General features: G+C 50.3%; 12 protein-coding genes. 4 read left to right on the top strand and 8 right to left on the bottom strand.

Going from position 1 to position 14,891, the window contains the following annotated elements; all coding sequences use genetic code 11:
• Positions 1-350: 350 nt before the first annotated feature.
• Complete coding sequence (gene typA / locus R0134_RS15100; protein WP_319782767.1) at positions 351-2,180, bottom strand: translational GTPase TypA; 1,830 nt, start codon at positions 2,178-2,180, stop codon at positions 351-353.
• Between the two features lie 488 nt (positions 2,181-2,668).
• On the opposite strand from typA, the gene glnA reads away from it, so the two are divergent.
• Entirely contained in the window at positions 2,669-4,078 is a 1,410-nt protein-coding gene (gene glnA, locus R0134_RS15105) for a glutamate--ammonia ligase (RefSeq protein WP_413641412.1), read from the top strand.
• Between the two features lie 250 nt (positions 4,079-4,328).
• Here glnA and R0134_RS15110 read toward each other — a convergent pair whose 3' ends face one another.
• The 3 genes from R0134_RS15110 to slyA all read right to left on the bottom strand — a co-directional run bounded on the left by R0134_RS15110 (position 4,329) and on the right by slyA (position 6,958).
• Positions 4,329-5,345, bottom strand: a complete 1,017-nt coding sequence (locus tag R0134_RS15110) for a DUF2955 domain-containing protein (protein WP_319782768.1) — start codon at positions 5,343-5,345, stop codon at positions 4,329-4,331.
• A 120-nt stretch (positions 5,346-5,465) separates the two neighbouring features.
• The gene (locus R0134_RS15115) at positions 5,466-6,515 is read right to left on the bottom strand and encodes an HlyD family secretion protein (RefSeq protein WP_319782769.1); all 1,050 of its coding nucleotides are present in this window, start codon (positions 6,513-6,515) and stop codon (positions 5,466-5,468) included.
• An 11-nt stretch (positions 6,516-6,526) separates the two neighbouring features.
• Positions 6,527-6,958 (bottom strand): transcriptional regulator SlyA, encoded by a 432-nt coding sequence (gene slyA / locus R0134_RS15120; protein WP_319782770.1) that lies wholly within the window; start codon positions 6,956-6,958, stop codon positions 6,527-6,529.
• A 279-nt stretch (positions 6,959-7,237) separates the two neighbouring features.
• On the opposite strand from slyA, the gene glnL reads away from it, so the two are divergent.
• The 3 genes from glnL (at position 7,238) to add (ending at position 11,014) form a co-directional block, all read left to right on the top strand.
• On the top strand, positions 7,238-8,431 hold the full coding sequence (glnL, locus tag R0134_RS15125) for a nitrogen regulation protein NR(II) (RefSeq protein WP_319782771.1): 1,194 nt from the start codon (positions 7,238-7,240) through the stop codon (positions 8,429-8,431).
• Positions 8,432-8,463: 32 nt separating this feature from the next.
• Positions 8,464-9,903: a nitrogen regulation protein NR(I) gene (glnG, locus tag R0134_RS15130; protein ID WP_319782772.1), complete on the top strand. Its 1,440-nt coding sequence runs from the start codon at positions 8,464-8,466 to the stop codon at positions 9,901-9,903.
• A gap of 115 nt (positions 9,904-10,018) precedes the next feature.
• On the top strand, positions 10,019-11,014 hold the full coding sequence (add, locus tag R0134_RS15135; protein ID WP_319782773.1) for an adenosine deaminase: 996 nt from the start codon (positions 10,019-10,021) through the stop codon (positions 11,012-11,014).
• Positions 11,015-11,235: 221 nt separating this feature from the next.
• On the opposite strand, the gene hemN is transcribed toward add, so the two are convergent.
• The 4 genes from hemN to R0134_RS15155 all read right to left on the bottom strand — a co-directional run bounded on the left by hemN (position 11,236) and on the right by R0134_RS15155 (position 14,830).
• Complete coding sequence (hemN, locus tag R0134_RS15140) at positions 11,236-12,606, bottom strand: oxygen-independent coproporphyrinogen III oxidase (protein WP_413641413.1); 1,371 nt, start codon at positions 12,604-12,606, stop codon at positions 11,236-11,238.
• A gap of 14 nt (positions 12,607-12,620) precedes the next feature.
• Positions 12,621-13,079, bottom strand: coding sequence for a DUF2489 domain-containing protein (locus R0134_RS15145; protein WP_319782775.1), 459 nt, complete (start codon positions 13,077-13,079; stop codon positions 12,621-12,623).
• Positions 13,076-13,696 carry a Der GTPase-activating protein YihI gene (gene yihI, locus R0134_RS15150; protein ID WP_319782776.1) on the bottom strand — a complete coding sequence of 207 codons (621 nt, stop codon included), beginning with the start codon at positions 13,694-13,696 and terminating at the stop codon, positions 13,076-13,078. Before yihI ends, R0134_RS15145 begins: the two co-directional genes overlap by 4 nt.
• 516 nt (positions 13,697-14,212) lie before the next feature.
• Entirely contained in the window at positions 14,213-14,830 is a 618-nt protein-coding gene (locus R0134_RS15155; RefSeq protein ID WP_319782777.1) for a c-type cytochrome, read from the bottom strand.
• Positions 14,831-14,891: the final 61 nt, after the last annotated feature.

The following is a 14,891-nucleotide window of genomic DNA, read 5'->3' on the forward strand; positions in this document are numbered from 1 at the left end:
TAAAGTACTGAAAGACAGCAAAGGCCGGCGTGTTTTGTGTTTATGCCGTCTTCCTGATGAAAATCAGGATCTCGTTTTTGATATTAGTGCCTAAGTGCGAGATACCGAGGCGAGCTCGGTAAGACGGCATAGGGCGGTATTTTTGTATTTAAGCCGTCTTCCTGATGCACATCAGGATCTCGTTTTTGATGCTAATACCTAAGTGCGAGATATGGTCGCAAGTCCGGTAGGCTGCAAGGGGCGGTGCTTGTCTTTAACTTACGGCGTTAAACGTATGGCGTACCGCTGCCCTTCGGGCATAAAAAAGGGCGCCCTTAGGCGCCCTTCTATTTAGCTGATATTAGTCGAGATTAATCGCGACCAGAGCGCTTACGCTCGTTTTCAGTCAAACCGCGCTTACGAATACGTAAGTGGTTTGGCGTTACTTCAACCAGCTCGTCATCACTGATGAATTCCAGTGATTGCTCAAGGGTCATCTTGATAGGCGTAACCAGGGTCAGCGCTTCATCAGTACCAGAAGCACGAACGTTGGTCAGCTGCTTACCTTTGATGCAGTTAACAGTCAGGTCGTTAGCACGGCTGTGAATACCGATTACCATGCCTTCGTACACTTCGGTAGCGTGGTCGATAAACAAACGGCCACGTTCCTGAATGTTAAACAGTGAGTAGGCAGAAGCCTTGCCCATACCGTTAGAAATCAGTACGCCGTTAGTACGAGCACCAATGGTACCGCCTTTGTGCGGGCCGTAATGGTCGAAGCTGTGGTTCAACAAACCAGAACCTGAAGTCAGGGTCATAAATTCAGTTTGGAAACCGATCAAGCCACGTGCTGGGATAGTAAAGTCGATACGTACGCGACCCTTACCATCTGGCACCATGTTGGTCAGTTCAGCTTTACGCTCGCCCAACTTCTCCATGACGGAGCCTTGGTTGCCTTCTTCGATATCTACGGTCAGGTTCTCGAAAGGTTCTAACTTAACGCCGTTTTCTGTTTTCAAGATTACTTCTGGGCGAGATACTGCCAGCTCGAAGCCTTCACGACGCATGTTTTCGATCAAGATGCCCAAGTGCAGCTCACCACGGCCAGATACGCGGAACTTATCTGGATCTGAACCTTGCTCAACGCGCAATGCTACGTTGTGTACCAGCTCTGAGTCCAAACGCTCCTTGATGTTACGTGAAGTAACATACTTGCCGTCTTTACCAGCAAACGGTGAGTTATTCACCTGGAAGGTCATGGTTACGGTAGGCTCATCTACAGACAATGGCGGCAAGGCTTCAACAGCGCCCACAGCACATACGGTGTCAGAGATTTTCAGCTCGCCCAAACCAGTAATGGCGATGATGTCACCGGCAGTACCTTCAGTGGTTTCGGTACGTTGCAGGCCTAAGTAGCCCATCACTAAGCCGACTTTACCGTTACGGGTCTTGCCATCGGCACCAATAATGGTGACCTGCTGGTTAGGCCTAACGGTACCGCGCTTGATACGACCAATGCCGATAACGCCTACATAAGAGGAGTAATCGATCTGAGAGATCTGCATCTGCAGCGTACCGTCTTGGTTCGCATCAGGAACCGGTACTTGGTCAACAACAGTTTGGAACAGCGTGGTCATGTCTGGCTCAGGCGCGTCCACATCTAAAGAAGCCCAACCGTTGATGCCAGAAGCATAAATGACTTGGAAGTCCAGCTGATCGTCGGTGGCACCTAAGTTATCGAACAAGTCGAAAATTTGGTCCAATACCCAGTCAGGACGAGCGCCTGGCTTATCAACTTTGTTGATGATAACGATTGGCTTTAGGCCTTGAGCAAACGCTTTTTGAGTTACAAAACGCGTTTGTGGCATTGGGCCTTCTTGGGCGTCAACCAGCAACAATACGGAATCAACCATAGACAGTACGCGCTCCACTTCACCACCGAAGTCGGCGTGTCCTGGGGTGTCTACTATGTTGATGCGGTATTCTTGAGCATCAGTAGGAGAAGTCCAACGAATCGCGGTGTTCTTGGCAAGAATGGTAATGCCGCGTTCCCGCTCGATGTCGTTGGAGTCCATGACTCGGTCTTCTGCTTCGCCGCGGCTCTCTAGGGTTCCAGATTGCTGCAACAGCTTGTCTACCAGAGTAGTCTTACCATGGTCAACGTGAGCTATGATTGCGATATTACGTAAATTTTCTAACATTCCTGCCTCAAAATACCGAAAGTGGGTAAAAAATGGTCTGTCATTTTACTCGGCTAGTGCTGATCTACCTAGAAGTATCGAAAATTACTCTAAGCTCGCTTTCCAAGTGACGTCGAATACACCATGATGGGCTGCGCCTAACACAGTGCACTGAGAAGATCCGCTACGCACCAATATGGTGCAGAAATAGCATTAGGCTAGCTCCCACTAGGTTTGCTAATCCAAGCTACTCAACAGCGTAATGACAAATATTGGGTCTTAATATCTAATGTTTGGTCTTATAAAACCAACGTTTGGCTTTATATAATAAGCTTTGACAATGTGGCATAGATTTCGCTTGTTCAGTGCATAAGTAACGTTTAACTCGTGCTAAGCACTGAATTAGGCCGTATTTTTTGGCCATAGCTTCGTTTATAGCTGGCAACGGATCATGAGTCGATTCTACCCATGGTCCACCATAAGATGATTATTTTTGGAGGTCGAAATCCATGTCAATAGACACTGTAATGGACATGATAAAGGAACACGATGTTAAATTCATCGATTTACGCTTTACCGACATCAAAGGTAAGGAACAGCATATCAGCTTTCCGGTCGGGCAGGTAAACGACGATTTCTTTGAAGAAGGAAAAATGTTCGATGGTTCCTCTATGGCAGCATGGAAAACCATTCATGAGTCAGACATGGTATTAATGCCCGACCCAAGCTCAGCGGTCATGGATCCTTTTACCGATGACTCCACGCTGATTATCCGTTGCGACATTCTTGAGCCAGGCACCATGCTCGGCTACGACCGTGACCCGCGCTCTATTGCCCGCCGCGCCGAAGAATATCTTACCGCCACCGGCATCGCCGATACGGTATTAATTGGCCCAGAGCCAGAATTCTTCTTATTCGATGACGTGCGTTTTCATACCGATATGTCTGGCAGCTTCTTTAAAGTTGACGACGTTGAAGCCAAATGGAATTCAGGTCGTGAATACGCGGGCGGCAATAAAGGCCACCGCCCAGGCGTGAAAGGCGGCTACTTCCCAGTAGCGCCTATCGACTCATCTCAAGATATTCGCTCTGCCATGTGCTTAGTGATGGAAGAAATGGGCTTAGTGGTTGAAGCACACCACCATGAAGTAGCCACCGCCGGCCAGAACGAGATTGCCTGTAAATTTAATAGCCTAACGCTAAAAGCCGATGAAATTCAAATCTACAAATACGTAGTGCATAACGTGGCCCATGCCTTTAATAAAACCGCCACTTTTATGCCTAAGCCATTGGTGGGCGATAACGGCTCTGGCATGCACGTGCATCAGTCGCTGGCCAGAAACGGCGTTAACCTGTTTGCCGGCGACTTATACGGCGGCTTATCAGAAATGGCCTTGTTCTATATCGGCGGCATCATTAAACATGCTCGCGCGCTTAACGCCATTACCAACCCTTCCACTAACTCTTATAAGCGTTTGGTACCTGGCTTTGAAGCGCCGGTAATGCTGGCTTATTCGGCTCGTAACCGCTCGGCGTCCATTCGTATTCCTTTGGTAAACTCGCCAAAAGCACGCCGCATTGAGACTCGCTTTCCGGATCCGGCCGCCAACCCTTACTTGTGCTTTGCCGCACTATTAATGGCAGGCTTAGACGGCATTCAAAATAAGATTCATCCAGGCGATGCCATGGATAAAGACTTGTATGACTTGCCACCAGAAGAAGCAGCCGAAATTCCAACTGTGGCTACTTCATTAGATAATGCATTGGATTGCCTAAACGAAGACCGTGAGTTCTTAACTCGTGGCGGCGTATTCAGCGATGAGTTTATCGATGCCTTTATTAAACTAAAGCGCGCCGAAGCCCAGACCGTTAACATGGCCGTGCACCCGCTGGAATATGAGCTGTACTATTCTGTATAGACAAAGCTGGAAGCAGTAAGCTTTAAGCCGTCAGTTAAAGATAAAACCAAAACAAACCCCGAGCCAAAAGCTCGGGGTTTTTTATTTGATTGATTGTTGTCCGTTAAGCAAAACCTATCCTGCTGCGCAGGACCGCCGAATAAATTGGCGGCTACAAAAGACAATGTTTTCTGTAGTGTGCCAATTTATTCGGCACGGTTTGGCTTTAGGGCTAAAAGCGAGATACCAGAGCAAGTCCGGTATGACTCTCTTAGCTCGTAATCTCATGTCGAGTAGAAGGAAACAGATTCAAGATCTTATGCACTAAATACACACAGCACAGGGTGATTAAGATGGCGATGGTCATGGAGCTCATGCGGTATAAGGCGCTGTAGACTAAGTCATGCTCTGGTGAGATATATTGGCCGAACAAGATACCGGTGGTGGTGAGTCCGGCGAAGCCGATACCGGATACGCCTTCTTTAACGTGCCAGCGGGCAAACACCATGGCGCACAGCCAAAACGACAGGCTAAGCAGCACTAGATTATGATAATGACTGTATAAGAACACCTGTGTTAATAAGCCCAGTGCGCAGCCTAATAAGGTACCAATGCAGCGCATGCGCCCAGACTCCACTGCCCCCATAAAGCTCATTGGGAATAGTATTAATACGGTCGCCACTTGCGCCGACAGTGAGTCCACTAAGTCCACCGATTGAAATACCGTAAAGCTTACGGTGGCCACAATAGCGCCGAGCAAGGCCTGATGGCGGATCTGGTTATTGCTCTTAGCCGGTGCCGCCCGTGTCACCAATGGCTCTTTATTGGGCAAGAAGGCGTAGCCAATATAAGCCAGAGCCACCGACAATACCGAAGCAGTAATGTTCATGATGGCCATGTCGGTGAGACTAAAGTGCTCGTAACTGGAAAAATGCAGCATGATACTTAAACTGACGCAGCCTGAAGCACCAAATAACATCAGTGGGCCTTTGGCCATCAATAAAAAACGACCTAAAAACAGACAAAATACCACCACGGTAAAGGCCGGTGGCCAGTTATGCAGCAGGCTGGGCAAGATCATGATTTCCAGCGAGGTCAGCAAAGAAGAAGCAATAAACTGCAGCGCGATAAAGCGATTTAACACCGGTATCATGCCTAACAGCAACATGGGATACACGGTAAAAAATACGCCAAAGTTCCAGTTCAGCAACTTACTAATTAATAAGCCGGCGGCACTGGCAAAGGCGACGCGCAAGCAGATGCGCAACTTATCTTGGGTTAATTCCATCACTGACTCTCCGCTAAGCGCTTAAGTTTTGCTGCACAAAACCGGCCGGCTAAAGCGGCCTCTTCAAAATCAGTGTGATGTTGTTGGTTTTGGAATTTAATGCTCACGCTTAACTCTTGTTTAATAAAGGTAACGCAATACGCTGACCACGCGCGCTTGCATCACGGCCAAGCCATTAAAAATAAAGTTATCCGTGGGGTACAACTGCACCGTAGCTTTGGCGCCGGTAGCTAATTCAGGCCAAGCCTCGTCAAGTTCGATATTGGTGCGCAGGCGCTGCGCATCACGTACCCAGCGGTCCGAACTGACGGTTTGCGCCAATAAGCCATCTGCCGATTCTTGGCCTTCCCGCACGCCGCTTTCGATACTGAGCACATGCCCCTTAAATACTTGGCCAGGCAGTGCATCAAAAATAACATCCGCAGGCGTGCCAGCTTTTACGTGACGGAGGCTTTTTTCTCGTAAATCCGCAGTCACCCAGCCTTGATCAGAGATCAGCGCCATCAGCGGTTGGCCCGCAGTGGCATGCTGGCCTTGGCGTAACTGTAAGTTACCAATGCGCCCGGGCGTTTCTGCGCGCACTTGCGTGCGATCCAAGTCAACGCGCGCCTGACTCAAGGCCACTTCGGCTTGTTGTACCATGATGCTGGCCACCGCCTGCCCCTGCTCCACTTCTTGTTGACGGGCTCTGGACACGGCGCTAGCTTCTCGCGCTAAGCTAACTTTGGTGTTGGCCTGCTCCAGTTGCTGCTTTGACATATGACCCAGCTTGAATAAGCGCGCAATGCGCGCCGCTTCACGGCTCTGCTCTTTGGCTTGCAGCTCACTTTGATGCAGCTCAGCTTTAATTTCGGCAAGACCAGACTGAGTTTTTTGCTGCTCAGATTTAGCTTGGGCGAGCGCTAATTCACTGCGCTTGGCCGCTAAGGCATAATCACTGTCATCCAGTGAAAACAACACCTGACCCGGCTCTACTTGCTGGTTATTCACCACATGTACTTGATTTACTTGGCCGGATACCCGTGACGATACGGGTATTACGTAGCGCTGAATGCGCGCTTCCGTGGTCATAGGAAAATAATTATCGGCTATCACAAAATAGCCAAACAGCACAAAAAATGCGCTTAATGCGATTTTTACCCAACGGCTAAAACTTTGTTCTGGTGTCATTCGTACCTCAATTAGCCTTTGTGATTTGTTAGCCGGTGCAAGTTGCCATTAATATGCTCGACCATGCGCGTGAACTCTTTGATTTCTTGTGCGCTTAAGCCCGCTAATACCTGTGCTCGCGTGTCGTCCAGTATCAAATCCATTTCCGTCACCAGCTCGCTGGCGGTATCAGTTAAATGCACGGTTTTACCGCGTCTGTCATTTTCACAGGGGCGACGCTCCACCAAGCTTAAGCTCTCTAAGCCATCGAGGGTGCGTACTAACGAAGGACTTTCTACGCCCACCAAGCGCGCCAGCTGATGCTGCTGCATACCATCTTCATATTTTAGATGACTCAGCGTAATCCAGCGGCTTTGGGTGAGGCCTAATGGCTTTAGTCGTTCATCATTTACCCAGCGCCACTGTCGTACTAAGCAAGAAAGCGCCATGCCTAAAGTTTTCATCGCCACCTCCAAATTAGTTAGCCTGCTAATTATATTGCTGCTATCTATATCAGACAAACTTTTTATTCCCTGTTTCAATATGCTGTTTCAATATGGAGCACCGTCAGGCAACCTGTTAAATTTCAGCAAGCGCTGATTTCAGCAACCGCTAATTCCAGTAATACCCGAGCGACAGCGTTCGCCGATCCGCGTTAGAATGGCGCACCAAACTGGTGCAACAACTAACACTCTCCTCGACGAGTACTGAATAAGAGTGCTGAAAATACGCTTATGGCCATAATGTCAGATCCCCCCTCCAGCAAACTATCATCCGCATTAACGCTAGAAACCAGAGCCCTGTTAGACAATCTGCTCACCGGCGTGTTAGTCGTGGACGCTCAATTGCAGGTACTTTTCGCTAATACCGCCGCCGAACAATTGCTGCCGCTGAGTAAACGTCGCTTACAAGGTGGGGCTGTGTATCTGCATGATGAAGACGCGGCCTTAGATATTTCGCTGGATTTAGCACGTATTCGCCACTGCATAAGTCTTGAACAAGGTTTTACTGACAGCGAAGTGCAACTCACCATTGAAGGTCTGTCCCGCTGGGTAGAGGTGAGTGTTACGCCCTTGCCGGCGGCTTTTATTTGCACGCCCCCGATTTGTAAACCCTCAGCCGATCACCCAATCGCGGAACAGACCGCTCAGCCAGCCTTGAGCCAAGGCCTAGCCTTGGTTGAAATTCATCTGATCGATCAGCAAAAGAAAATCAGCCAAGAATTGCAGCAACGCACGCAACAACAAGTGGCCCGCGAGCTGGTGCGTGGGCTGGCCCATGAAATAAAAAATCCACTCGGCGGCTTGCGGGGCGCGGCGCAATTATTAGAGCGTGAATTAGAGCAAGAGCTAGGCCGTGGGGATCTGAAAGAATTTACCCAGCTGATCATCGCTCAGGCGGATCGCTTATCTAACTTAGTTGACCGGTTATTAGGCCCGCAGCGTATAGGCCAGCGCCAAGCGGTGAACCTGCACGCAGTATTAGAGCGGGTGCGCCAATTAGTGGCCCTAGAATTACCCGCCGCCATTACCTTAGTTCGCGATTATGATCCCAGCATTCCCGAGCTAGAAGTCGAGCCCGAGCAACTGGAGCAGGCGCTGCTTAATATAGTGCGCAACGCCGCTCAAGCATTAACTGAGCAAGCCGAGTTTTCCACAGGGCAAATTTTGTTAAAAACCCGCACCGCGCATCAGGTCATGTTACAAGGACAGCGCTATCGACTGGCCGCCACCATTCACATTATTGATAACGGCCCCGGCATCGCAGAGATCTTGCGTGACACCTTGTTCTACCCCATGGTGACGGGGCGCCAAGGCGGTACTGGTTTAGGGTTATCGCTGGCTCAAGATATTATTCAGCAACATAATGGCCGCATCGAAAGTCACAGTCGGCCCGGCCATACGGAATTTATTATTTACCTGCCACTGAAGCACTAATTTAGACACTCATTTAGGCAAGAAGAGAACTCATGACAGCACAAGTGTGGATAGTAGATGACGACAGCGCCATTCGTTGGGTATTGGAGCGCGCCATGGCTAACGCCAATCTGAGCTACCAAAGCTTTAGTGATGGCCACAGTTTATTAGCCGCCCTTGAACAGGCCGTACTCAAACAAGCGCCGCCGCAAGTGGTGGTGTCTGATATTCGTATGCCTGAATTGGACGGCTTGGCGCTATTAACGCGTATTCATCAGCAAGTGCCGGCCTTACCGGTGATCATCATGACCGCCCATTCGGACTTAGACAGTGCAGTACAGGCTTATCAGCATGGCGCCTTCGAATACCTGCCCAAGCCCTTTGATATCGACCACGCGCTGACCTTAGTACATAGAGCCATCATTCATGGCCAAGAGCAGCAGGCACCAAGTGCTGCGCAAACCATCAGCCGCACACCGCAAATCATCGGCGAAGCTCCCGCCATGCAAGCGGTGTTTCGGGCCATAGGTCGGCTGGCCCGCTCTTCGATTGCGGTGTTAATCAACGGCCAAAGCGGTACCGGTAAAGAGTTGGTGGCCAAGGCGCTGCACAAGCATAGCCCGCGCGCCAAGCAGCCTTTTATTGCGCTGAATATGGCGGCGATTCCTAAAGACTTGATTGAATCAGAATTATTCGGCCATGAAAAAGGCGCCTTTACCGGTGCCAATAGTATTCGCCAAGGGCGCTTTGAGCAGGCCAACGGCGGCACCTTGTTTCTCGATGAGATTGGCGACATGCCATTAGAAGTACAAACGCGACTGCTGCGCGTATTGGCGGACGGTCAATTTTATCGGGTCGGCGGCCAGCAAGCACTGACTGTCGATGTACGCATTATTGCCGCTACCCATCAAGACTTAGAGCTCAAAGTCAGTGCGGGGGATTTTAGAGAAGACTTATTTCATCGACTGAATGTGATCCGCATCTTGATGCCCGCACTCTTTGAGCGTGCACAAGATATTCCGCAGCTGGCCGCACACTTTTTAGCCCAAGCCGCCAATGAGCTGAGCGTGGAAGCAAAAAGCCTGCATCCCGACACAGTAGCGTATCTGCAAACGCTACCTTGGCCGGGTAATGTGCGCCAGTTAGAAAACGTCTGCCGTTGGCTAACGGTGATGGCCTCAGGCCAAGAAGTGCTCGTCGGCGACTTGCCCGAAGAATTACAAGCCAACGCACCGCCTGCATTGCCAGCCACGCATCCTGTTTCTCAAGCCGACACACAAACCAACCAAGTCCCCGATTGGCGCTTACACTTACAGCTATGGGCCGAGCAAGAATTTAGCCAAGGCCGAGAGGCATTGTTAACGGACGTACTACCGGAAGTGGAGCAAATCTTGCTGGATTGTGCGCTTGCGCATAGCCATGGTCATAAGCAAGCCGCCGCCAAACTACTGGGCTGGGGTCGCAACACGCTGACGCGAAAGCTCAAAGAATAAGCAGAGTTACACGCTATAAGCTGTACGCGATACGTCAAAGAAAACACCAAACTTTCAAGAGCCGAACGTAAGGCGTGGAACGTAAGACGTTTACGCTATTTAAGGAGCCGCTATTATGATTGACGACCGCTTGCCGTTATTAGATTTGCATCGGCATTTAGACGGTAATATTCGCCCGAATACCATTCTAGAGCTGGGTCAACGCTTTAAGATGCAGCTGCCCGCCAATACGCTGGCGGGCCTGCGCCCTCATGTGCAGGTGCAAGATAATGCACCGGATTTATTATCGTTTCTGGCCAAGCTCGACTGGGGCGTGAAAGTGTTAGGCAATTACGATGCGTGTCGGCGCGTAGCCTATGAAAATATCGAGGACTTAAGCCAGGCCGGCATTCATTATGCGGAGCTGCGCTTTAGCCCAAGTTATATGGCCATGCATCACGAGCTAGACCCACAAGGCGTGGTGGAAGCCGTGCTCGATGGCGTAGCGGCGGGCAGTCGTGACTTTGGTATTCCCGTAAACCTAATCGGCATTATGAGCCGCACCTTTGGCCAAGCCGCTTGTGAACAAGAGCTGGCGGCCTGCTTGGCCTATAAAGACAGACTCGTGGCCATGGACTTAGCCGGCGATGAGTTGGGTTTTCCTGGGGAGTTATTCGTGGCGCATTTTAAACGAGTGCGTGATGCGGGCCTGCGCGTGACCGTGCATGCCGGCGAAGCCGCCGGCAGCAGCAGTATCTGGCAAGCCATTAAAGAATTAGGTGCTGAGCGCATCGGCCACGGCGTAAACGCCATAGAGGATGAAGCTTTGCTCGATTATTTAGCCGAGCACGATATCGGCATCGAATCCTGCCTCACCTCTAATCTGCAAACCAGTACCATAACGGATTTGAGCGTCCATCCCATTCATACCTTTTTAGCCCGCGATATTAGAGTCTGTTTAAATACCGACGACCCAGCAGTGCAAGGCATAGAGCTGCGCCATGAATACAGCACCGCAGCTAAAGCCGCGGGCTTAACCCCCGCACATATTCGCCGTTGCCAAGAAAATGGCCTCGCAATGGCGTTTATGAGTGTCGAGCAAAGAGCCAGCCTGACGGCAGCCGTAAATTAAGAACCGCGGTAAGCTGTACGCTTTACGCCGTCCGTTAAAGCTAACCGCCAAGCACACCGTCTTCCTGACGAAAGTAAGCATCTCGGTTTGGTTTTAGGGCTAAGATCGAAATACTGGAGCCAGCCGGTAAGACAGCACAAAAAAGCACAGCGCTGTTGGCTCTGTGCTTTTGCTTACGGCTTACGGCGTATCGCGTATCGCGTATCGCGTACAGCCTGCTCTTAAATCACTCTCGAGAACTGTTGCATTCTGGCTTGGCGGCGTAGATGTACGTCAAAGCACATGCAGATATTGCGGATCAATAGCTCGCCCTTGAGCGTCACTTTAATGCCGGTGTCGCTGAGCGTGACCAATTCATCGTCGATAAAGGTTTGCAGCAAGATTAAATCGTCGGCGAAGTAATCGGTAAACTTGATGTTGTACTCTACCTCTAACGGGGCAAAGTCCAGCTCGAAGTTACAGATTAAGGTTTTGATTAAATCGCGGCGCAAGCAGTCATCTTCATCTAAGGCGTAACCCACGGTTTGGGCATGGCCGAGCGCAGACAGCTGGCTGTAATACTCTTTTAAGTCTTTTTTATTCTGTGAGTAGGCATCGCCAATCATGCTGATCGCCGACACCCCTAAACCTAATAAATCACAGTCGCCTTGAGTGGTGTAACCCTGAAAGTTACGGTGCAATTTACCTTCGCGCTGGGCGATGGCCAAGCTATCGTCAGGCAGTGCGAAGTGATCCATGCCGATAAACTGATAACCCTGTTCAGTCAAAAAGTGAATGCTTTGCTCAAGCATCAGCAGTTTGTTGGCAGGGCTGGGCATATCCGCTTCATTCAATTTGCGCTGGGCAGCAAAGCGGCTCGGAATATGGGCGTAGTTAAATACCGATAAGCGAGCGGGTTTGAGCGCAACTATTTCTTTTAAGGTGTGTTGAAAGCTTTGGGGGGTTTGCAGCGGCAAGCCGTAAATTAAGTCGAGGTTAGTAGAGCGAAAGCCTAACTCGGCGGCGCGCAGCACCAGCGCCTTAATAAAGTCGTTATCTTGGTCTCGATTGACCACTTGCTGCACCGCTTTATTAAAATCTTGTACGCCTAAGCTGATGCGATTAAAACCCACCTCTTTGAGCACATCTAGCAAGCTCAGCTCAATTTTACGCGGATCGATTTCGATGCTGTATTCGCCTTGCTCGGCAAAGTTGAAATGCTCGCGTAACAGGCTATTTAAGCGGCGAATTTGCGGCTCAGTTAAAAAGGTGGGTGTGCCACCGCCCCAGTGCAGTTGGGTCACGGTACGATCAGCAAACAAGGGAGCTAGGTGCTTGATCTCTAGCTCTAAGTAGTCGAGATAAGGATCAGCTTTGCTCTGATGGCGAGTAATAACTTTATTGCAGCCGCAGTAATAGCAGAGCTTATGACAAAACGGGATATGCACATATAAAGATAAGGGGCGCTCGGGATAACGGCCGGCGGCCACTTCCAGCTCTGGCATGCCAAAGTCGCTATTAAACTCCAGCGCCGTGGGATACGAAGTATAACGCGGCCCAGAGTAATTATATTTTTCGATCAGCGCCTGATCCCAAGCAATTTGTGCGGTCATCAACTCTCCCCGGCCTAAGCGCCGGGCAGTGTTAGCCCCGACAGCTGCTTTGCCTCAGTTTTAATTTGTGCTGCCAGCTCTAGTTCAAAACCGGCGCGTTGTATATCTAGGCGCATAATTTCATTGCGCTTATAATTTTTTCGAGCCTCATGCGTAGGCATGTCTTTTACTTTTTCATACAGCTCATACAGGGCCGGATATTCCCGCTCAAAATCGCGCGGCTGACTAAACTGCAGCGCGTTCAGCAGGTTGGTTAAACGAATGGCGCCTTCCGACTGATTGCATTGCTCTTGGCTCACGGCCAGCGCTATGGTGTTAATGCTTTCTAGAATGCGCTCATTACGCGCACTCACGGCTTGAGTTTGGCGCAAGGTTTGTGACTTCACCTGTGCCAATAGCTTGCCCGCATAAATACCCAAGGCCAAGATGATAACGCCGCCCATTAGGGCGGCAATTAACCAAACAGAGATCATGACTTATCTTCCTTATCCTCATATTGCGCAGGATCAAACTCTGCATCCATAAAACGCGACCATAAGTCATCGCCTTCCTCGGACTCTTCATCTTCGTCGTCCAGCAAACCCAGTTGCTCAAGCAGCTGCTGATGGCGAGCCAGTCTTTTGTCCAACCAGCTGGCATCGGCTTTATTAAGCTTCTTTCCTGCATCTACTTGATCCAACAAACCATTTAAACGGTCGTCGTTCTCGAGTTGCTCTAATTCTTGCTCAGGCGTTAGCTCGGGCAGCTCGGCATCGTCTAATACTTCAACTTTGGCGACCTTAGTTTGTTCAGCTGCGGCTTTGTTCGCTGCCTTGGCCGCTTTTTTAGCCGCCGCTGCTTGCAGCTGCTCAACCGTCGGCTCATTAGCTACACCCAAAGTCACCGGCTTTTTCGAACCGTGTCGTGGATCTTTTGGCGCCTGTTTTTCGCCTGCATGTGAGCTTTGCTCTGGCACGTTCTGGCGTGAACCGGCCGCTAAGCCTTTACGTTTAGCTTTGCGCTGGCGCTCTTTGCTCTGCTCTGCAGTTTCCCGATTATCCTTACGGACTCCAACTGCACCCGGGCTACGGGCTTTTTTTATGCGTGTCATATCGACTCCGGTATATACAAAAGTTTTTACATCGATATCGATCAATTCGGTATCGTGCTATTCGATAGCGAGCCCCTCTGCGCGGGCACGCCAAGCTCTGAGTCTTGGCAAAAATCGCGGCAGTGGGAGCCTGTTTGTCGTGCCAATGAGCGTTGCTCACCAGCCTGTTTGGTCATCAAATCAGCCCGCGGCCAAGGCGCAGTAAAAGACCGCCAGTGCCCTGTCTAGCTATACATGCCAAGCTGAGCATGCTTTGTTAATATGTCTGATTAATATTAGTACAGAACATATGCTGCTTTTTACGTTCATCCCCCGCTATACGTTCATTCCCCGCTAATAGTCAGGATCGACAAAAATTAAGGCAAAGCCGGTGTCGCTTTGATCAGCGCGAGCGGCATCCTGCCAAAATAAAGGCGGTTCAGAATGAGAGCAAAGGAGGCAGTTCAGGTCGTGCAACTGGGCAGACATGGAGGAAACCAGAGCAAGCTGGGGGCACTTGGCCCCCAACACTGAGTATTAACGCAGACCAGATACGTATTGAGACAAAATTTCTATGTCTTGATCGGTCAACTTGGCCGCTATACTGCGCATCATGCCGTTCGGATCGTTGTTACGCTCGCCACTGCGAAACAGCTGTAACTGCTCGGCGATGTATTTAGGGTGCTGGCCAGATAAGCTAGGAAATTTAGCTGCTTCTAAGCCTTCGCCCCGTGGGCCGTGACAAGCGATACAGGCGGTAACGCCACGCTCGATATCACCACCTTGGTACAAAGCGGCGCCCTGTTCGATAACATCTTCAGGGGCTGCGTTTGGCGTAATGGCTTGGCTGGCGAAGTAAGCAGATAAGTCTGCTACGTCTTCTTCAGACAAAGACATGGCCATGCCGCCCATGATGGCGTTGGCGCGACCTTCACCACCGGTGGCAGCGGCCTTGTACTCAACTAATTGCTTAGCTAAGTAAGAGGCATGCTGACCCGACAGTTTAGGATACATATCGATGGGGCTGTTGCCATCAGGGCCATGACAAGCAGCACAAGTAGCTGACTTGGCTTTACCTGCTTCTACGTCGCCCTGAGCTTGGGCAACACCAACCACTCCGAGCATTAAGGCTAGCGTGAAAACAATTTTTTTCATGACGTTGCGACTTCTCGTTGTAAGAGCTTCCAGATCACATACCGACAAGGGCATGTTACAA

Source organism: Oceanisphaera sp. IT1-181, from assembly GCF_033807535.1.
GTDB lineage: Bacteria > Pseudomonadota > Gammaproteobacteria > Enterobacterales > Aeromonadaceae > Oceanimonas.